Origin of the sequence: Rhodococcus sp. IEGM 1341, assembly GCF_030056895.1 — a bacterium.
In the GTDB taxonomy this organism is placed as follows: Bacteria; Actinomycetota; Actinomycetes; order Mycobacteriales; family Mycobacteriaceae; genus Rhodococcoides.
The window spans coordinates 68,750-87,312 of sequence record NZ_JASHKV010000010.1 but is presented as its reverse complement, the minus strand read 5'-3'; the positions used below and the strand labels follow the sequence as shown (position 1 = coordinate 87,312).

The window sequence follows — 18,563 nt, the reverse complement described above, 5'->3', positions numbered from 1 at the left end:
ACTTACCGAGCTATGACAAGTCACAGACTTCGCCGGGCCGCGTGAGGGTTCCGAAAAGCGACCGGGCCGAGGGGCACCGACGACAACGGCGGCGACCACCGAAGTGGTCGCCGCCGTTGGTCCGTGCAGTGAAGATCAGAAATTGATCATGTGCCCTGCGAGGCCGTGGATCGCTTCCTGCAGTGCCTCCGACAGCGTCGGGTGCGTGTGGACGTTGCGGGCCAGCTCGTTGACCGTGAGGTCCCACTTCTGGGCCAAGGTCAGCTCGGGTAGCAACTCGGAGACGTCCGGTCCGATGAGGTGTCCGCCGAGCAGTTCGCCGTGCTCGGTGTCGGCGATGAGCTTGACGAAGCCGGTGGCGTCGCCCAATCCGTGCGCCTTGCCGTTGGCGGCGAACGGGAAGTTCGCGACCTTGATGTCGGAACCGCGGGCCTGGGCCTCTTCGCGGGCCTGATCCTCGGTGAGTCCGAAACTCGCGACCTGCGGCTGACAGAACGTCGCACGCGGCATCATGCGGTAGTCGTCGATCGGCAATGTCTCTGCGCCGCCGATGGTTTCGGCTGCGACGACAGCCTGCGCCTCCGCAACGTGGGCCAGCTGGAGCTTGGCCGTGACGTCGCCGATGGCGTAGATGTGCGGGACGTTGGTTTGCATGGTGTTCGTGATGCCGATGGCACCGCGATCGGTGAGCTCCACGCCGGTCTTCTCGAGGCCGAATCCCTCGACGCGGGGCGCGAATCCGACGGACTGCATCACCTTGTCGACGGTGAAGGTCTCGCTCTCACCGGACTTGTTGTGCTTGATCTCGACGGTGACCTTGGAGCCGTCGTCGTCGATGCTCTGCACACCTGCGCCGGTGATGACCTTGACGCCCAGCTTCTTGTACTGCTTCTCGATTTCCTTCGAGACGTCCTTGTCCTCGTTCGGAAGCGCGCGATCGAGGTACTCGACGATGGTGACGTCGACTCCGTAGTTCTTCAGCACGTAGCCGAACTCCATGCCGATCGCACCGGCACCGACGATGAGGATCGAGCCCGGGAGCTCCTTCGTCATGATCTGCTCTTCGTAGGTGACGACGTTCTTGCTCAGCTCGGTACCTGGAAGCAGCTTGGTGGTGCTGCCGGTCGAGATGATCGCGTTGTCGAACGTGATCGTCTCGGTGCCCCCCTTGGTCAGCTCGACCTCGATGGTGTTGGCATCGGTGAACGTGCCCTTGCCGTCGTACTCGGGGATCTTGTTCTTCTTCATCAGGAAGTGAATGCCCTTGACGCGGCCGTCGGCGACCTTGCGGCTGCGATCGAACGCTGCGCCGAAGTCGAAGGACGCTTCACCCGAAATGCCGAACAGCTTCGCCTCTTTGGTGAAGAGGTGCGCCAGCTCGGCGTTACGGAGAAGTGCCTTCGAGGGGATGCAGCCGACGTTCAGGCAGACACCGCCCCAGTACTTCTTCTCGATGATGGCAGTGCTGAGTCCGAGTTGTGCCGCGCGGATAGCGGCGACGTACCCACCGGGACCGGCTCCGAGGACAACGACGTCATAGTGTGAGGTCACGAGTCCCCAGCGTAGTCGTGCCATCCGACGCTGTCTCGACCTGGTCTTCGTTACCAGCCGGTAGCTGCGCGGGCGCCGACCGACCCGGCGGCGCATCTGCTGCTAGAACTGTGGAATGGCAATCTCGGACGACCCGTACCTCTGGCTCGAAGACGTCACCGGCGAGGAGGCTCTCGATTGGGTCCGCACTCGTAACGGGGTGACCGTCGAGGAACTGGCCGGAGACGCGTTCGATGCCACCGAGTCCCGCATCCGCGAGGTACTCGACACCGACGCCCGCATTCCGTACGCCCGTCGTCGTGGGCAGTTCCTGTACAACTTCTGGCGCGACGCCGAACATGTCCGCGGCCTGTGGCGTCGAACGACGATGGACGAGTACCGAACCGAGAATCCGGTGTGGGACGTGCTGCTCGACCTCGATGCACTGGCCGGCAGTGAGGACGAGAACTGGGTGTGGGGTGGCGCGCAGGTGCTGCGTCCCGATCAACGACTGGCACTGGTGACGCTCTCCCGCGGCGGGGCCGACGCGACGGTGGTCCGTGAGTTCGATCTCGACTCCCGCACCTTTCGCGCCCCGGAGGACGGCGGATTCGCCCTACCGGAGGCCAAGACCGACGTAGGTTGGATCGACGCCGACACCGTCTTCGTGGGAACGGATTTCGGACCCGGTTCGCTGACCGAATCGGGCTATCCGCGTATCACCAAGCGGTGGCATCGCGGCACCCCGCTCGCCGACGCCGAGACCGTGTACGAGGGTGCAGCACAGGACATCTCGATCTCCGCCTGGCACGACCGGACCCCCGGATTCGAGCGCGACTTCGTCCAGCGTGCCACCGACTTCTACAACTCCGAGACCTACGTGTTGGACGGTTCGGCCCTCACCCGGATCCTGACGCCGACGGACGCGTCGACCTCGGTGCACGAGAACTGGTTGCTGATCCGCACGATGACGCCGTGGACGGTCGGCGACCGAACCTATCCGGCCGGCGCGCTGCTCGCTGCAGATTTCGACGAGTTCGTCTCCGGCACAATCGCTCTGACGGTTCTCTTCGCCCCGGACGCGCACACGTCACTGCACCAGTACGCGTGGACCGAGAATCACCTGCTGCTGGTGACGCTGCAGGACGTACGGACGAAGTTGCACGTGCTGACCCCCGGCGCGAAGGAGTGGGACGTCAGCACGATCGACGGGCTGTCCGACCTGACGTCCACCGAGATCGTAGGCACCGACGCCGAGGAGAACGGTGACGAGTACTTCCTCTCGTCGTCCGGCTACCTGACACCGGCGACACTGCTGGTGGGCACGGTGGGCGGCGAGCTCGAAGTCCTCAAACAGGCTCCGGCGTTCTTCGACGCCGACGGCCTGACGGTGGAGCAGTTCTTCGCCCGGTCCGACGACGGTACCGACATCCCGTACTTCGTCGTCCGACGCGCGGATTCCGGACCCGGACCGACGTTGCTCTACGGTTACGGCGGCTTCGAGATCTCGATGACACCCGGCTACAGCGGTGCAACCGGACGCGCGTGGCTCGAACGTGGTGGCACCTACGTCGTCGCCAACATCCGCGGCGGCGGCGAGTACGGACCGTCGTGGCACACCCAGGTACTGCGTGCCGGACGCCATCTGGTGCACGAGGACTTCGCCGCTGTCGCACGCGACCTCGTCACCCGAGGCATCACCACCACCGAACAGTTGGCCGCTCAGGGCGGCAGCAACGGCGGCCTGTTGATGGGCATCATGGTGACGAAGTACCCGGAACTGTTCGGCGCGTTGGTATGTCAGGTCCCACTACTGGACATGAAGCGGTACCACCTGCTGCTCGCGGGCGCGTCCTGGGTGGCCGAGTACGGCAATCCCGACGACCCGGACGAGTGGGAGTTCATCTCGCAGTACTCCCCGTACCAGAACGTGGTCGCCGCATCCGAGCGTCGGTATCCGCCGATTCTGATCGCCACGTCCACCCGCGACGATCGCGTCCATCCGGGACACGCACGCAAGATGGCCGCTCGGTTGGCCGAACTCGGTCAGGACGTGAGCTACTACGAGAACATCGAAGGTGGGCACGGCGGGGCGTCGGACAATGCGCAGTTGGCGTTCAAGACGGCATTGACCTACGAATTTCTGTGGCGGCACCTCGCTCGCAGCTGACGCTCAGCCGGCGAGCGCGTCCTCGAACATCGGCCAGGAATCGTGCAGGTCGTCCTGCCAGTAGCCCCACGAGTGGGTGCCGCGCTCACGCAACTCGAAGTGGGCCGGGATGTCGAGCTGCTCGAGGGCCGTCTTCAGCCTCCGAGTGCAGTCTCCGGTCGCCACCTCGATGGCACCGCCCACGACCATCTGGTTGAGCAACACGAAGCCGGGCCCGTTGGGATTGGTGCCGTCGAGGGTGTCCGATGCCCCGGCCAGTCCGCTACCGTTGGAGACGTACAGCGCTGTGCCTCGCAGCTTTTCGGCGTTGACCACCGCATCGTTGCGTACCCAGTCCTGATGGTCGTCCGGCCCCCACATGTTCGTCACGTTCGCGCCGAGCGCCATGGACACGACGGTCTTGACGTATGCCCGTCCCAACGGGTCGGTGGTCGACGCGCATCCGCTGTAGGAACCGACGGCTCGATACAGCCCCTGGTGGTGAGCGGCGAGGTTCAGGACCGAGGTCGCGGCCATCGAGATACCTGCAATCGAGTTGCGGCCGTTGGTATCCAACAGATCGTCGACGAGCGGCGGCAGTTCGGCCGTGAGGAACGTTTCCCACTGGTTGCGTCCGAGCCTCGGATCGTCGTGCTGCCAGTCCGTGTAGTAGGAGTAGGCCCCGCCGACGGGAGTCACCACGTTGACGTTCTTGTCGGCGAAGAACGACACGACGTCGGTCTGGGTGTACCAGTCCATTCCGTCGAGTCCGCCGCCCGCGCCGTTGAGCAGGTACAGAGTGGGGCTCGGAGTCGTCCGATCAGGAGATCGCAGGATCTTGAGTGGGATCGTTCGGTTCATCGCGGCGGAGTGGACGAACGCCGTCATGGCGGTGTCGTCGGCCACCTCGGTGCGCACCACGTACGACTCCGTCGGACCGGCCACCGAGTCGGCCGGGGCCGCGGAGGCGTGTGGGTGCGCTACTGCCGCGACGCATGCCACCACGCACAGGACGACGACTCTGCGCAGCGCACGCGATCGGCGACACCGCTCCCCACCACCGATTCGACCTACCGAATCCCCCTGGCCGTTCATAGTCGTGCTCACTATCGTCGTCGAACAATTGCTGGTTCAAAAACTTTCTACACCAAAACGAACCGAAAGTAGGTAAAAATGACGAATAGCGTGTGAAACGACCAAAAGTTAGTTCGTGCGAATTACCTGTGCATCCACTCCGCAACGAGGTCGGCGACCGCCGTGGGGTTACGGATCCAACCGTTGTGCCCGAGTGGCTCGTCGACGTGCACCGAGGTGACATCGGCACGGGCGAGCTTGCGTACGAGGTTGTCCATCGAGCCACGAGGCGCGAGGTCGTCGCCCTCGATGGTCACCGCAAGCACCGGCAGCGTCAGACGGCCCATCCGTTCCTCGTAGTCCATGTCGGCCCCAGCAGGCTCGATCGACCCACTGCGCGCGAACCGGGACCAATCGTCGATCAGAACCCGCGACTGCCGACCGAATCCGCCGATGCCGATGCGATCCCCCGGCCAGAACCCGGCGATGTTGCTGGTGATCGCCATCGCCGCCGCGCCCACGTACAGCGGTACACCTCGGGTCGTACCGAAACCGCGGTGATACGGCGAGCCCGACGCCACCAGGATCAATCCGCCGAGCCTGCCCCTGATGCGCGCGGCGTACATCGAGCCGAGCTGCCCACCCATGCTGTGCCCGAGCAGGTACGGCGTCGCCTCCGGGAACTGCTCGCGAACCACCTCGAAGATCGCCGGTAAGTCGACCGACACCAGCTCCTGATACCCGTACCGACTCGCCGAACTCGGCTTGGGCACACTGTCTCCCTGGCCGCGCAGGTCGCCGATCGCGGCATGGAAGCCGCGCGCGACGAGCGCCTCGGCGAACAGTCGGTAGTAACCACCGGGAATGCCGAGGCCGGGAAGAACGACGATGACGGGCGCATCGTCGCGGCCTTCACCGGGGAACAGTGAGACCGGCACCGTCGAACCGTCGGGCATCTGAATCGGAACCGTCTGCATCGGGCAACCCTATGCCGAGGACTCACCGGCCCGCCCCGATGCCCCTGGGAATCGGACCGCTACCGAATCATCGAGTCTTGCAGGACTTCTCGACCGATCCAACTACTTCGAACCACGAAAGCCGGGCCCGACGTCGCGTCGAGCCCGGCTGATGGTCGTGGATCAGATGGACGGACCGGGGATCTCGACGGTGCCCGAGCCGCTACCTTCCGAGCTACCCAGCGCGAGCAGCTGAAGCAAGATCGCGAGCAATTCCATGAATTCTCCTTGAAGAGAGTGGGATTCGATGCCGAACCGGCATCACGAATACCGCGCCGATGTCGCGGGTGGACCTTGCTGGAGGCTCCGACCGGTTCTCACGAATCCGAGGCCGACGGTACGGAACCGAGGTACGTCAGTCCGAAGAGGAACTGATACCGGAGAACAGCTGGAGGAGGATCGCGAAAAGGTCACCGAGGTCAGCGGACATGGAACTACTCCTTCATCGAGGGGGGTATGCAGATCTGCTGTGACTTGTGTCACGCAATGATCTCTGCAAGAAGATTTCTACCTCAGAAGGTCACGCTCTGTACACGGAAATGACAGTAAAAGTCGAAAATCTTGGTGCGATATCACAAAACGGTGACGGTGCCGAGACGTCGCGGCCGCCCCCGACTGCGACCGCGACGCGCTACGGACGATTAAGCGGCGCTACCCGATGTCAGCACGCCGACGATCTGATCGACGATCGCGTCGACGATGCCGTCGTAGACGCCCGAAGCGATGTCGGAAATGAACTGTGCTGCTGAACCCATGAGAACTCCTGATGCTCGGGTGTACGTACAGCCGTAGGTAATACGACCTCCCTCGTTCTTACCGCACGCTAAGGTTCGGCGCAGCACCCGGTACCAACTCGAGACCCCGGAAAGATGATGCCGCAACGGTTCACCGGAAATCTCACCGGTTCTACAGTGAAAACTATTCGCCGATCACGTCTTTCGCGCGACCCACGAGCAACGGGTCTGTTTCGCCGACTATCTCGGGATCCTTGTTGGCATAGTCGAACTTGTTGAGCACAAAACGCATCGCGTTGATGCGAGCCCGCTTCTTGTCGTTGCTCTTGACGACCGTCCACGGTGCGAGATCGGTGTCGGTGGCGCGAAAATTCTCTTCCTTCGCCGCGGTGTACGCATCCCACTTGTCCAGCGAGGCGAGGTCCATGGGCGAGAGCTTCCATTGCCGCACCGGGTCGACCTGCCGAATGGCGAAGCGGGTGCGCTGCTCGTGCTGCGACACCGAGAACCAGAACTTGGTCAGACTGATGCCGTCGTCCACGAGCATCTGCTCGAACAGCGGTGCCTGGCGAACGAAGTGGGCGTGCTGCTCGTCGGTGCAGAAACCCATGACACGCTCGACGCCCGCCCGGTTGTACCAGGACCTGTCGAACAGGACGATCTCCCCGGCCGCGGGCAGGTGTGCGATGTAACGCTGGAAGTACCACTCGGTCGACTCGCGCGCCGACGGCTTCTCCAGCGCAACCACACGGGCACCGCGCGGGTTGAGGTGTTCCATGAATCGCTTGATCGTGCCGCCCTTACCGGCGGCATCTCGGCCCTCGAAGACGATGACGTGCCGTCGTCCGGTCTCCTTGGTCCACATCTGCAACTTCAGGAGTTCGATCTGCAGCAGGCGCTTCTCTAGCTCGTACTCGGCACGCGTCATGCGCTCGTCGTAGGGGTAGTTCTCGCGCCAGGTGTCGACGACGTGGCCGTCGGGGACGGTCAGCAGTATCGGATCGTCGTCATCGGAGTCGTCGACCGCGAAGCCCGAGGTGTCGGCAAGATCTACCGCCTTGGTGATGTCGAGCAAGTCGCTCAGGTTCGTGCGTGGAGCCTCACCGTTGCGCAGATCATTGTCGGTCATGTGCCGAAAGTTAGTGCTCATCGGTGACCGACCGATGGCGATTCGGTGAACACCCGATGCATCCGGTTTCAGCGCCCCCGATACCGCTCCGCAAGGGGGACGGAACGGAATCGGCGGCGTCGAGTACCGACCGTAGCCACCGAGGAACAACCAGGTCCAGCGCTCGAGTCAGAAAAGTCCAGGACCTTGGTACGGCACCGATCGATCGGCGAACGGTCCGATTCGATCGATACCGGCCCCCGATCGAACAGCAGCCGGCTTCACGCCGCTGCCTTCCGACAGATCTCTTCGGACATCTCTCCCGTCGAGCACAGGTAGGCGAGTTGCGCGTCCGCTGCTGTGGTCCCCTCGTCCAGGACGGGTGGAACCGGGTATCCGGATGCGGCGCACAGATCCGGATCTGCATCGCCGAGTGAACACAGGTACTCGAGTTGGGCCGAGGCGTTCGAGGTGCCGGAGTCAGCAGGCGGCGTGGGATATCCGGACCGCCCGCACAACGCGAGGTCGGCTTCTCCGGTCGAGCAGAGGTACCTCAGCTGAGCCTCGGCTGCCGACGATGCATTGTCCACGGACGCCGGATAGGGGTATCGCGACTGCTCGCACAGCAATCGGTCCGCTTCACCCGTCGAGCAGAGGTACTTCAGCTGAGCTTCGGCACTGTTGTTCGGTCCCTCCGGCTGCGTGGTCGGTATCGCGGAGGCACTGGTCGCGTCGGCACTGCCGGTGCGCTCGGGTGGCGGCGTCACCGAGCTTGCCGTCGTCGACGAAGCCGGCTGAGTGGTCGACGACGCGGCGGTGGCCGAAGGGGACGAGGATTCGTCGGCACTGTTCGAGCTACACGCACCGAGCGCCACGGTGGCGAACGCGAGCGCGGTCACGGCGAGGAGTTTCATTGCGAGGCCCTGCTTTCTGTCGAGGGCCGGGTGACCGACCGGTTCGGTGATGCGACGGGCTCCATCTCTCGGTTGCCCGAATCCAGGAGTTGACAACGGTTTCGACGCACCCGGGCGTGAGACTCGACGCGAAGGCCCCGGACATGAATTCCTGCACGGGGGAGCCGGCGAAACGAGTCCGTGTTCCGTCTCTGGTGAGGTCGGCGGCCGACAACTGTCCGGGTATCGACAGGTGACTGGCGGGGCTTGCCGACCCGTCCTTCCGGTAGGCCAGAAGATGCAGAGTGGACACCGGCCCGGAGGCGTCGCAGTAGTACGGCGACAAGTCGTCGAACAGCGCCGAACTCATGCAGTCCGATGCCGGCGGAACAACGGACACGCTTGCGTCCTCTGCCGGCATGCAGTGAATGATCGAGTCGTCCATGCCTTGGCCGATCAAGATCGGGACGGGCTTTCCCTCGGACATGGGCACTTCGGGGTACGGGCTGGTTCCACGCGGACCGGGCATGTTCCAAGTGATCCAATCGCACCAGGCACCGATGCCTTCGTCGGGCGGCGCGGCACAGGCCGCGTCGAGCCCACCGGGAAAGTACTCACCGACCGTGTACGGGTCGGGCAGATTCCAGATCGACTGCACGAGCATCTGATTCGTCCGCGCGTCCCGGTACGGAGCGGTCGCTGCCTGTACCTTCTTCGATTCGGTTTCCAGGCACAACGACGTGATCGTCCGGACGCTCTGCTGCCCCTGAGCGGTGAGAATGGCGTCGGGAGTGATCGCACCGATCCCGGGGAACGCCGGAAGTGCGGCGTCCGGAGACATCGGCACAGATGTCGCGAAGTTCGACCACGACCCGAATATGTAGGAGAACAGCGCCGGTCCGATCTGCAGTTCGAGCGCGGGTATCGGCAGTCCGACAACTTCGATCGTCTTGTGCATCTCCCAGTCCGCCAGGCCTCGGGCATCGGAACCGGGCGCGGCGACGAAAGTGGAGGCCGGAGCCAACCCGACGACGCCGGCAAGTTCGATCGTCGGAGTCGGCTTCGACGGCGAGGTGCTGGAGTAGTACGTGTCGGCCATCTGCCCGGCCCACAGCGCGGCATGACCACCCTGCGAATGGCCCCAGGTCACCATCTCGTACGTGTCGATCTTCTCCGAGTCCGCATGCTGCTCCTCGACCAGTTGGGCAAGTGCGCGTACCGAATCGAGGACATTTGCCGCAGCGACCCGGCCGACGACATACGTGTCGTTCGGTTGATAGTCCGTCGCAGCGACCGACCACCCTTGGTCGAGCGCGTACTGCAGTGCGCCGTTGTCGGGCGTTCCTTCGTACTCGCCGAGTTCGTTCCCGATCCCCACCGCGCCGATTCCACCCGGCATAGGTCCCCAGAACAGTTTCTCGGGGTTGCTCGATGGAAGGCACCGCTGATCCAAGCCGACCGTTCCGTGCGACCAGGCCAGAATGTCGGCCTTTCCATCGACTACCCGGGGACCGGATTCGGGAATCGCCGCCATGCCGCACACCAACTGCAGATCGGTCTCGTCGACGCCCATCGACACGTAGAGAATTCGCCATACTGTTGCCCGTACCGGAAACCCTTCGGCTTGTTTGCCGACGGGATTCAACGGCTCGGATTTGATCAGATCGCCGGTTCCGGCACCCTCGGGCACTTGCGAACCGACACCCATCGGACCACTGCACACCGAGGTGTCCTGCGACACGGGCTGTTCCGGCGTCGACGGCTCATCCGAGTGGCGACCGCACGCCGCGAGCACCAAGACGAGTGTCAACAGCATCGAAGTGGTAGAAGATGCCTTGCCCAGGCGACGGCGCATGGCGCACAGCGTAAGTCAGGTACGGCTACGGGCGCAGGGATTCGCAGATCGAGGTCCGTGGAACACCTCGGAACGCAAACGGATCCGTTTGTCGGGGTAGATATGGGTGAAATCCCCGATGCGCCGAAAGGCGTTGATGACGCAGACTTTTCACCATGACATTCGAGAGCGGTTCCCCCAGAGAATTCACCCGGTCCAGTTCGCAGAAGATGATCGGAGGTGTATGCGGCGGCGTTGCCGAATATTTCGGCTGGGACGTCAACATCGTCCGCCTCGCCACCGTTGCCGGCACGGTCCTGACCGGCGGCACCGTCGTGCTGATCTACCTGGCGGGGTTGATGTTGATGCCGCTCCGGGCGTGACCCGGCGACGGACACAGAAAAGGCCCCGCCGCCTCTGATCAGAGACGCGGGGCCGATCTGTACCGAATCTAGCTGGAGCCGAAGCTACCGGTGCTGTCTCCGAGGAGTCCCTCGAGCAAGCCGTCGAGCAGTCCGCCGGTGATGAGGTCGCCGAGGCCGCCTTCCTCGCCGCCACCGAGGATGGGCAGGAGATCGGTGATGAGGTCCAAGAACATGGGTAAGGCCTTTCGAGAAACGTCGAGGGGGTATTACGGGTGATGCAAGAGCGTCAGAAACATATCGTCGGCAACTCGGTACAGTCCATCGTTTCGGACAAAAAGGACCCACCGACTGTTTCGGGCCCCGAAACGCGACGCAGACTCAGCCCTCGGTCTTCCCGGTGATCAACCAGCCGCAGGGTGCGGCGAGCTCGTCCGCCTCGGCGGGTCCCATCGAACCGGGCTCGTAGCTCTTCACCTCGGGCGGGTTGCTCAGCAAGGGAGCCGCGACATCCCACACGTGCGCCAGACCGTCCGGCCTGGTGAACAACGATCGGTCTCCGCTGAGCACATCGAGGATCAGGCGCGCGTAGGGGCTGAGCGGCTCCGCGTCGGGCACCGACTTCAGCGGCAACGCCAGATGGCCGACCGACAGATCGAAATCCGGGCCCGGCTCCTTGACCGTCATGGCGATGTCGATGCTGCCGTCTCCGGACAGATCGAAGGACAGCACCGCCCCGTCCTCGGGCAGCTCGGTGAGCGGACTGTCGGCGGGCTTGCGGAACACCAACGACACCCGCTGCGCTCCGACACCCAGCATCTTTCCGGTGCGCAGCAGGAACGGCACTCCACGCCAGCGGTTGGTGTCGACCCACAGCTTGGCCGCCACGAACGTGTCGACCTCGGAATTGTCGTCGACTCCCTCGACGTCGCGGTAACCGTCGTACTGACCGAGTACCACCTCGTCGGTGTCCAGCGCCCGGAACTTCCCGATCACCGTCTCCCGAGCCGATTGCAGATCCTCGGCCTTCAGTGACGCCGGCGGTTCCATCGCCACCTCGGCCGCGACCTGGAACAGGTGCGTGACGAGCATGTCCAGCACGGCACCGGTCTCGTCGTAGAACTCGGCGCGGTCGTCGATGTCGAGGGTCTCGGGGACGTCGATCTGCACCTGCGCAACGTGCTCGGAGTTCCAGATGCCGCTGATCATGCCGTTCGCGAACCGCAGCACGTGCAGATTCTGGGTCGCTTCCTTGCCCAGGAAGTGGTCGATTCGGTAGACCTGCTCTTCCTCGACAACCTCGTGAACGGCTTTGTCGAGTTCCTCGAAATTGCTCTGAGAGGTGCCGAAGGGCTTCTCGTAGACCACCCGGGAACCCTCGGCGAGATCGTGTGCACCCAGGGCCTTCGTGTAATCGACGAAGGTGCTCGGAGGCAGAGCGATGTAGTGCACCAGTTGGGCATCGTCGCCGATGTCCTTCTTCACCTCGGCGACGACCTCGGGCAACTTACCGGGATCGTCGACGGTGAAGCCGTTGCCCGCGAAGCGGATTCGCTCGGAGAATTCGGACCAATCGCCGTCGTCCACGTTCTCGGCGAACTCGTCGAGGACGCTGCGGACGTGATCGCGGAACTCGTCGTCGGAGGTGTCCTTGCGGCCGTTGCCGATCAGGACCCATTTCTCGGGCAGCAGGCCCTCGATATGGAGTTGGTAGAACGACGGCAGGACCATTCGCTTCGCGAGGTCTCCGGTTGCGCCGAACAGGACGAATACAGTGGGTTGCGAGGACGCCATGACCTCCACTATGCACCGACCCGGGCCGAGCATGGCTACAGTCGGTGTGATGACCAGATCACGGTTTCACGGTGAGATCTACGGGGTAGGTACGACGTCCGGCGTGCGGATCGTCGTCGGGCATTGGACGCGGTCGCCGCTCGGAGAATTCACCGACGTCATGGTCCAGTTCGCAGACGGACAGCGCCTGCTGATAGCCCCCAACGAGGATGTGCGCGAATTCGTCACCGCCACATACACATTCGACTCCACCGAACTGGTTCCGGTGACCTTCGCCGCGGAGCCGAATGGATGGCGATCGGTGCAGGCCGGTGACCTGTCGATCAGGATCCGCGTCGCCGGGCCGACCGTGCTCGGTCGCGCATTGAGCATCGTGCCCGACGCGGTGTCGACGGCACCGTGGTTCTGCGCGATCAGCGACCCCATCGCCCGAGTCGTACTGCGCGGAGTCCGCACCCGCGGCAGCGCAGGCGGGGGCCGACGCGAGTACTACGGTGCCAGGCACCAACATCGCGTCACCGACGTCTCCGCATCGTGGCAGGGCGAGGACCTCGGATCGCTCACCCCCGTCACTCCCCCGGTGACATTCGGATTCGGCAGCACCCCGGCGGCACCGTCGGTCACCTCCATCACCACGACGATCGACAGTTAGAAAGCCACCCGAGGGACGAAGGTCCCTCGACGTCGGGACGTAAAGGGCTGCTGCGACAGCAGCGCAGCGGCCAGGGTGGTGACGTGACCCTCACTGCACCACCCCGCCCCTCGTCCGACACCCACCCCGCTCTGTCTCCCGCTGCCGAGGCCGTCGTCCGAGCCACTGCCGGTGTGGTCGCGGAACACTCCGAAACGATCAGCGCCCGCTTCTACGAGTCGATGCTCGGCGAACGCCCCGAGCTGTGGCGTCTGTTCAATCGCGCGAATCAGGAAACCGGAGAGCAGAGTCGGGCACTGGCCGCGTCGGTAGTCGGCTACGCCGTGCAACTGATCGACCCGGACGCACCGTCGTTCGAGCCGGTGTTGCGCCGCATCGCCGGCAAGCACATCACCCTCGGCATCACCCCGGAGCAGTACACCCTCGTCGGCCGACACCTGCTCGGTGCCGTGGCCGACATCCTCGGCGCTGCCGTCACTCCCGCCGTCGCCGCCGCGTGGGACGAGGTCTACTGGCTGTTCGCCACGCAGCTCATCGCCACCGAAGCGCGCCTCTACGCAGCGGCAGACATCGACCCCCACAATCCGCTGCGCCCGTATCGCGTGATGCGGCGCACGCAGGAAAGCCCCGGCACGGTCTCGCTCGTCCTCGAACCCGCGGACGGCGCTCCCCTTCCCGCACTCGCGGCCGGCCAGTACGTCACGGTGTTCGTCGACCTCGCCGACGGCACCCGGCAGCCGCGTCAGTACAGCGTCTCGTCCATCGCCTCCGACACCCGCCTGCAGATCACGGTGGCACAGGTACGCAACGGTCCGCCCGGGCAGGTCTCGACTCACCTCCAGGAGGCCGTCGACGTCGGCGACATTCTCGAAGTGAGCGGTCCTGCAGGTGATTTCGGAGTACCTACCGGCGAAGGACCGCTGCTGATCGCCACGGCCGGTGCCGGAATCACCACCGTGCTGCCGCTCGTCGAGCATCTCGCTCGAACCCAGCCCGGCCGCAAGCTGATACTGGCCCACGCGGACCGCAGCCGCGCCGACCACGCATTGCGACAGGCGATCGCCACTGCGGCCGAAGCACTCGACGACGTCGTCGATCACGCCTGGTACGAGACCGTCGACGCGGACGATTCGACGTCGTTCACCGGATTGATGGATTTCGACCGGCTCGACTTCACCGCGGACACCCACGTGCTCAGCTGCGGACCGTTGCCGTTCCTGCGCGCCGTCCGGCTCGCGGCCCTTCAGCGCGGCGTACCGCCGGAGCGCATCTCCTACGAGGTGTTCGGGCCGGACCTGTGGTCTCCCGTCACCGTGACCGAATGAAGAAAGTCTCGCTCGACGCACTCGTCGACACGCAGATCGCGGCAGCCACCGCCGCCTCGTCGCGTCGGGCGGCGGTGGCGGTGTACGGGGGCCACGACCACGCTCTCCGTCAAACACTGATCGCGCTCGCTGCCGGTGCCGAACTGTCCGAGCACAACAACCCAGGAGAGGCCACCGTGCATGTCCTGTCCGGTCGGGTCGAATTGGTCAGCGGCAGCAATGTGTGGTGCGGAATGTCCGGAGATTTCTTGATCGTCCCCGAAGCGCCGCACTCCTTGCGAGCCATGACAGATGCGGCCGTGCTGTTGACGACGGTGGTCGCGTCGGCCTAGACCACCGAAGCGCCGGATGCTCTCAGATCGTCCAGGGCCGCGGCGGAGGTCTCGGGAGCAACCCCGGCGACGAGGTCGGTGAGGACGCGGACGTCGAATTTCTCGGCGACGGCATCCTTGGCCGAGGCCAGCACGCAGTAGTCGGTCGCAAGCCCGACGACGTCGATGTCGGTGACCTCGTTGGCGGCGAGTATCTCGGCCAGGGGTGTCCCATCCTCGGTGACGCCCTCGAACGCCGAGTACGACGGCTTGCCCTGCCCCTTGTAGACGTGCACGTCCACCGAACCGGTCGCGTAATCGGGGTGGTACTCGGCACCGACCGTGCCTGCCACGCAATGCACCGGCCACGTGGTGACGAAATCCGGTGCGGCATCGGTGGCGAAATGCCCGCCGTTGTCGCCCTCCGCGTCGTGCCAATCCCGCGAGGACACCACGAGGTCGTAGTCGTCGCCCTGGCGCGCCAAGTACGCACTGATCCTGCGAGCGACCTCCGCCCCGCCGGCCACCGCCAGCGCGCCGCCCTCGGTGAAATCGTTCTGCACATCCACAACCAACAGCGCACGAGTCATGGATCCCAGTATCCTCGACGGGTGCGCGTGTCTTCTCTGCTGACCTACCCAGTCAAGGGATGCGCAGGTGCAGCGTTGGATTCTGCCCACGTGAGCGCTACCGGCCTCGAGCACGATCGCGCATTCATGATCGTCGACGCCGACGGCGCATTTCGTAGTCAACGTAGCGACCCAGGCCTCGCGGTCGTTCGATGCTCGGTGACGGACGAGTCGCTGACGCTCGACCACGCAGCGATGGGTTCGGTGACCGTGGCCATCGACCGCGACTCCGAGTCGCGCGACATCACCATGTTCCGAGCGCCGATGCGGGGCATCGATCAGGGCAACGAGGTCGCGGGCTGGCTGACCGAGGTGATCGGAGAACCGTCGAGGCTCGTCGCCGCGCCGCGCGACCTAGGCCGGATCACCGACGGAATATCGCCCGGCGCAGCCCAATTCGCCGACAGTGCGGCAGTCCACATCCTCTCGACCGCCACGCTAACCGGGCTCAATTCCCGACTCGACGCCGCATTGCCGATGAATCGATTTCGTCCCAATATCGTCGTCGACGGCTGGGACGAACCGCATCGGGAAGACGAGGTGCGGGAGGTGACCATCGGATCCACGCGTCTCGCGTACACCAAGCTGGCGATCCGGTGCGCCGTCACCACCGTCGAGCAGACAACCGGTGAGCGCACCGGCCCCGAGCCGCTGCGCACCCTGGGTGACTACCGCCGCGGCCGACAGAAGGGCGTTGCCTTCGGGTCGAAATTCTCCGTGCTGCAGAACGGCACGGTGACCGTCGGCGACGAACTACGCGTCGAGAGTTGGGGCGAGTCGGAGCTGTAGCTCGCGATGATTGTCCACTCTGTGCGTTCGCAGACGGCTTTCCGTCTACGAGAACGAATTGTGGACAACCATCGCACTTGCTTCCGCTGCTATCAGCGCCGCCAACTGGATCCGTGCCTGCCCTGCCCGCAATTCCCGGGAGAACACCGCACCTGCATCGACCAGATCGTGTCCACCCCCGCCGCCGCCGTACGTCGGCGAGGTCTCACCGAACGGCACCCGCGTCGTGACGACCACGTGCACCCCAGCAGCCACTGCTTCTTTCACCGCATGCACCACGCCGGCGTTGGTGTTGCCCGAGCCCAGAGCCTGGAGCACGATGCCAGACGCCCCCGCCTGGCGGCACGCATCGACCTGCAGACCGTCGGCACCGGGATACAGCGCGACGATGTCCACGCGGACCCCGGCAATGGATTTCCACGGCAAGGGTTTCGGTCGCGGCAATGCGGCGGAGCGGAACGCGTCGAGCTCGGTGGTGTGTTTCTTGATCGCACCACGCGCGGGCAGCAAGCGCCCACCGAAGGCGATCAATACACCCCGCTCGGACTGCGCTGCTGCCACTGCCGCAGCAATGTTGCCGGGGCCGTCCGGATCGGCATGATCGGCAGTGCGCTGCGCACCGGTGAACACCACCGGACGCTCGTCGTCGTGGAACAGATCGACGTACAACGCCGACTCCTCCATCGTGTCCGTCCCGTGCAGCACCACCACTCCGACGCATCCGTCCTCGGCGAGCGCGTCCGCCACCGCCGTCCGGATGGTGTCGAGATCCGCGAAGTCCAAGGCCGAGCTGTCCTTCGACATCACCTCGCGCACCGCGACGCCGTCGACATCCACCCCGACACCGGCGACCGGACGAGAGACACCGTGCTCGTCGCGACTACTGGCAATCGTCCCACCGGTGGTCAACAGGGCGACAAACTTACTCACTGCGCGCCGCCACCTCTCGGATTCGTTTGCGGCACAGGAACCAACCACCGACGAGCATCGGCGCGATGAGCAGGATCGACGCCACCGTCCAGGTACCGACCGGTTTGTCGAAGGCCATCAGCACGAGTACACACGCCAAGAAGCCTAGCGTTGCGTATCCGGTGTACGGGGCACCGAACAATCGGAACGCAGGTCGAGTGACCGCACCGGTCTTGGACAGCGACCAGAACTTCAGCTGACACGCCACGATGACGGCCCAGGCGCTGATGATGCCGAGAGCGGCGAGGTTGAGGACGATCTCGAATGCCTGCGCCGGGACCACTGCGTTGAGCACGACGCCGAGCAGCGTCACCACCGACGTCAGTGCGATTCCGCCGTACGGCACACCCGATTTGTTCATCCGCGCAGCGAATGCGGGAGCCGAACCGGCGATCGCCATCGAATGCAGGATGCGTCCGGTGGAGTAGAGGCCGGCGTTGAGCGAGGACAGTGCCGCAGTGAGGACCACGAGGTTCATGATCGCGTCGGCGCCCTCGACGTCGATGGCTCCGAAGAACGTCACGAATGGACTCTCGCCGGCCTGATAGCTGGTGTACGGCAACAACAACGAGAGCAGCAGCACCGAGCCGACGTAGAACACGACGATACGGATGATAACGGTGTTGATCGCCTTGGGAATGACCTTCTCGGGGTTCTGCGTCTCCCCGGCAGCGGTGCCGACCAGCTCGATCGAGGCGTACGCGAACACCACGCCCTGGATCACCACGATTGCAGGCAACAGCCCGTTGGGGATCAGTCCGCCGTTGTCGGTGAGCACGCTCAACCCCGGCTCCTGCCCGTCGATGGGCGTTCCGAAGATGACGAAGTAGGTACCGATCAACAGGAACGTCACCAGTGCAACGACTTTGATGAGCGCGAACCAGAACTCGAGCTCACCGAACACCTTCACCGACACCAGGTTCAGACCGAGAACGAGCAGCAGGCCCCCGAGTGCGAACACCCACTGGTCGATGTCGCCGAGCGGGGCCCAGTACTTCCTGAAGAAGTTCATGTACAACGCCACGGCCGTCACGTCGACGACCGCCGTCATCGCCCAGTTCATCCAGTACAGCCAGCCGGCCGCGAAAGCGACCTTCTCCCCGAAGAATTCGCGCGAGTACGAGACGAACGAGCCCGAGGTCGGCCGGTGCATCACCAGTTCGCCCAGAGCGCGCAGGATCAGGAAGGCGAAGAATCCGCACAGCGCATACACCAGTACCAGCGCCGGACCTGCGTCACGGAGGCGGCCACCGGCTCCCATGAACAGCCCGGTCCCGATGGCACCGCCGATGGCGATCATCTGAATCTGACGTGGGGCCAGCTCTTTTCGATAACCGGGGTCTTCCTCGGTGAAGGCCTTGCGGGTATCGACACTCCTGTTCTCGGTGCTCATC

Annotated in this window: 17 protein-coding genes; 6 read left to right on the top strand and 11 right to left on the bottom strand. The window is 64.5% G+C overall.

The window, feature by feature from the left end:
• Positions 1-135: 135 nt before the first annotated feature.
• Positions 136-1,551, bottom strand: coding sequence for a dihydrolipoyl dehydrogenase (gene lpdA, locus QM615_RS19395; protein ID WP_243594456.1), 1,416 nt, complete (start codon positions 1,549-1,551; stop codon positions 136-138).
• 115 nt (positions 1,552-1,666) lie between these two features.
• Between lpdA and QM615_RS19390 the strand changes: the two genes are divergently transcribed.
• Positions 1,667-3,700, top strand: coding sequence for a prolyl oligopeptidase family serine peptidase (locus QM615_RS19390; protein WP_283347788.1), 2,034 nt, complete (start codon positions 1,667-1,669; stop codon positions 3,698-3,700).
• A gap of 3 nt (positions 3,701-3,703) precedes the next feature.
• On the opposite strand, the gene QM615_RS19385 is transcribed toward QM615_RS19390, so the two are convergent.
• The 5 genes from QM615_RS19385 to QM615_RS19365 form a co-directional block, all read right to left on the bottom strand.
• Positions 3,704-4,774 carry an alpha/beta hydrolase gene (locus QM615_RS19385; RefSeq protein ID WP_283347787.1) on the bottom strand — a complete coding sequence of 357 codons (1,071 nt, stop codon included), beginning with the start codon at positions 4,772-4,774 and terminating at the stop codon, positions 3,704-3,706.
• Between the two features lie 122 nt (positions 4,775-4,896).
• The gene (locus QM615_RS19380) at positions 4,897-5,730 is read right to left on the bottom strand and encodes an alpha/beta hydrolase family protein (protein ID WP_094668700.1); all 834 of its coding nucleotides are present in this window, start codon (positions 5,728-5,730) and stop codon (positions 4,897-4,899) included.
• 957 nt (positions 5,731-6,687) lie between these two features.
• A complete protein-coding gene (gene ppk2, locus QM615_RS19375) occupies positions 6,688-7,632 on the bottom strand; it encodes a polyphosphate kinase 2 (RefSeq protein WP_283347786.1) in 945 nt (314 codons plus the stop codon).
• 260 nt (positions 7,633-7,892) lie between these two features.
• Positions 7,893-8,510: a hypothetical protein gene (locus tag QM615_RS19370; protein ID WP_283347785.1), complete on the bottom strand. Its 618-nt coding sequence runs from the start codon at positions 8,508-8,510 to the stop codon at positions 7,893-7,895.
• Positions 8,467-10,359, bottom strand: a complete 1,893-nt coding sequence (locus QM615_RS19365; RefSeq protein ID WP_283347784.1) for a lipase family protein — start codon at positions 10,357-10,359, stop codon at positions 8,467-8,469. The genes QM615_RS19370 and QM615_RS19365 overlap by 44 nt, the downstream gene beginning before the upstream one ends.
• Positions 10,360-10,514: 155 nt before the next feature.
• On the opposite strand from QM615_RS19365, the gene QM615_RS19360 reads away from it, so the two are divergent.
• Positions 10,515-10,721 carry a PspC domain-containing protein gene (locus tag QM615_RS19360; protein WP_269595093.1) on the top strand — a complete coding sequence of 69 codons (207 nt, stop codon included), beginning with the start codon at positions 10,515-10,517 and terminating at the stop codon, positions 10,719-10,721.
• Between the two features lie 68 nt (positions 10,722-10,789).
• Here the strand turns inward: QM615_RS19360 and QM615_RS19355 are convergent, their stop codons facing one another.
• Positions 10,790-10,936: a hypothetical protein gene (locus tag QM615_RS19355; protein WP_156516122.1), complete on the bottom strand. Its 147-nt coding sequence runs from the start codon at positions 10,934-10,936 to the stop codon at positions 10,790-10,792.
• A gap of 145 nt (positions 10,937-11,081) precedes the next feature.
• The gene (locus QM615_RS19350) at positions 11,082-12,494 is read right to left on the bottom strand and encodes a glucose-6-phosphate dehydrogenase (protein WP_283347783.1); all 1,413 of its coding nucleotides are present in this window, start codon (positions 12,492-12,494) and stop codon (positions 11,082-11,084) included.
• A 49-nt stretch (positions 12,495-12,543) separates the two neighbouring features.
• On the opposite strand from QM615_RS19350, the gene QM615_RS19345 reads away from it, so the two are divergent.
• The 3 genes from QM615_RS19345 to QM615_RS19335 all read left to right on the top strand — a co-directional run bounded on the left by QM615_RS19345 (position 12,544) and on the right by QM615_RS19335 (position 14,803).
• Positions 12,544-13,146, top strand: a complete 603-nt coding sequence (locus QM615_RS19345; RefSeq protein ID WP_149406598.1) for a hypothetical protein — start codon at positions 12,544-12,546, stop codon at positions 13,144-13,146.
• An 83-nt stretch (positions 13,147-13,229) separates the two neighbouring features.
• Positions 13,230-14,471, top strand: coding sequence for a globin domain-containing protein (locus QM615_RS19340; RefSeq protein ID WP_283347782.1), 1,242 nt, complete (start codon positions 13,230-13,232; stop codon positions 14,469-14,471).
• Positions 14,468-14,803 carry a cupin domain-containing protein gene (locus tag QM615_RS19335; RefSeq protein WP_283347781.1) on the top strand — a complete coding sequence of 112 codons (336 nt, stop codon included), beginning with the start codon at positions 14,468-14,470 and terminating at the stop codon, positions 14,801-14,803. The genes QM615_RS19340 and QM615_RS19335 overlap by 4 nt, the downstream gene beginning before the upstream one ends.
• On the opposite strand, the gene QM615_RS19330 is transcribed toward QM615_RS19335, so the two are convergent.
• Positions 14,800-15,372: an isochorismatase family protein gene (locus QM615_RS19330; protein ID WP_283347780.1), complete on the bottom strand. Its 573-nt coding sequence runs from the start codon at positions 15,370-15,372 to the stop codon at positions 14,800-14,802. The two genes, QM615_RS19335 and QM615_RS19330, sit on opposite strands and share 4 nt — an antisense overlap.
• A 21-nt stretch (positions 15,373-15,393) precedes the next feature.
• Here QM615_RS19330 and QM615_RS19325 point away from each other — a divergent pair, with 21 nt between their 5' ends.
• The gene (locus QM615_RS19325) at positions 15,394-16,200 is read left to right on the top strand and encodes an MOSC domain-containing protein (RefSeq protein WP_283347779.1); all 807 of its coding nucleotides are present in this window, start codon (positions 15,394-15,396) and stop codon (positions 16,198-16,200) included.
• 45 nt (positions 16,201-16,245) lie between these two features.
• Here QM615_RS19325 and QM615_RS19320 read toward each other — a convergent pair whose 3' ends face one another.
• Together QM615_RS19320 and QM615_RS19315 are read right to left on the bottom strand one after the other, a co-directional pair.
• The gene (locus QM615_RS19320; RefSeq protein ID WP_283347778.1) at positions 16,246-17,130 is read right to left on the bottom strand and encodes an asparaginase; all 885 of its coding nucleotides are present in this window, start codon (positions 17,128-17,130) and stop codon (positions 16,246-16,248) included.
• Positions 17,123-18,562, bottom strand: a complete 1,440-nt coding sequence (locus QM615_RS19315) for an amino acid permease (RefSeq protein WP_283347777.1) — start codon at positions 18,560-18,562, stop codon at positions 17,123-17,125. Before QM615_RS19315 ends, QM615_RS19320 begins: the two co-directional genes overlap by 8 nt.
• Position 18,563 lies beyond the last annotated feature (1 nt).

Bases quoted from the DNA above. Each gene is read 5' to 3' on its own strand.
- QM615_RS19390 (WP_283347788.1), top strand. From the start codon at position 1,667: ATGGCAATCTCGGACGACCCGTACCTCTGGCTCGAAGACGTCACCGGC.
- QM615_RS19385 (WP_283347787.1), bottom strand. From the start codon at position 4,774: ATGAACGGCCAGGGGGATTCGGTAGGTCGAATCGGTGGTGGGGAGCGG.
- QM615_RS19380 (WP_094668700.1), bottom strand. From the start codon at position 5,730: ATGCAGACGGTTCCGATTCAGATGCCCGACGGTTCGACGGTGCCGGTC.
- ppk2 (WP_283347786.1), bottom strand. From the start codon at position 7,632: ATGACCGACAATGATCTGCGCAACGGTGAGGCTCCACGCACGAACCTG.
- QM615_RS19365 (WP_283347784.1), bottom strand. From the start codon at position 10,359: ATGCGCCGTCGCCTGGGCAAGGCATCTTCTACCACTTCGATGCTGTTG.
- QM615_RS19360 (WP_269595093.1), top strand. From the start codon at position 10,515: ATGACATTCGAGAGCGGTTCCCCCAGAGAATTCACCCGGTCCAGTTCG.
- QM615_RS19355 (WP_156516122.1), bottom strand. From the start codon at position 10,936: ATGTTCTTGGACCTCATCACCGATCTCCTGCCCATCCTCGGTGGCGGC.
- QM615_RS19350 (WP_283347783.1), bottom strand. From the start codon at position 12,494: ATGGCGTCCTCGCAACCCACTGTATTCGTCCTGTTCGGCGCAACCGGA.
- QM615_RS19345 (WP_149406598.1), top strand. From the start codon at position 12,544: ATGACCAGATCACGGTTTCACGGTGAGATCTACGGGGTAGGTACGACG.
- QM615_RS19335 (WP_283347781.1), top strand. From the start codon at position 14,468: ATGAAGAAAGTCTCGCTCGACGCACTCGTCGACACGCAGATCGCGGCA.
- QM615_RS19330 (WP_283347780.1), bottom strand. From the start codon at position 15,372: ATGACTCGTGCGCTGTTGGTTGTGGATGTGCAGAACGATTTCACCGAG.
- QM615_RS19315 (WP_283347777.1), bottom strand. From the start codon at position 18,562: ATGAGCACCGAGAACAGGAGTGTCGATACCCGCAAGGCCTTCACCGAG.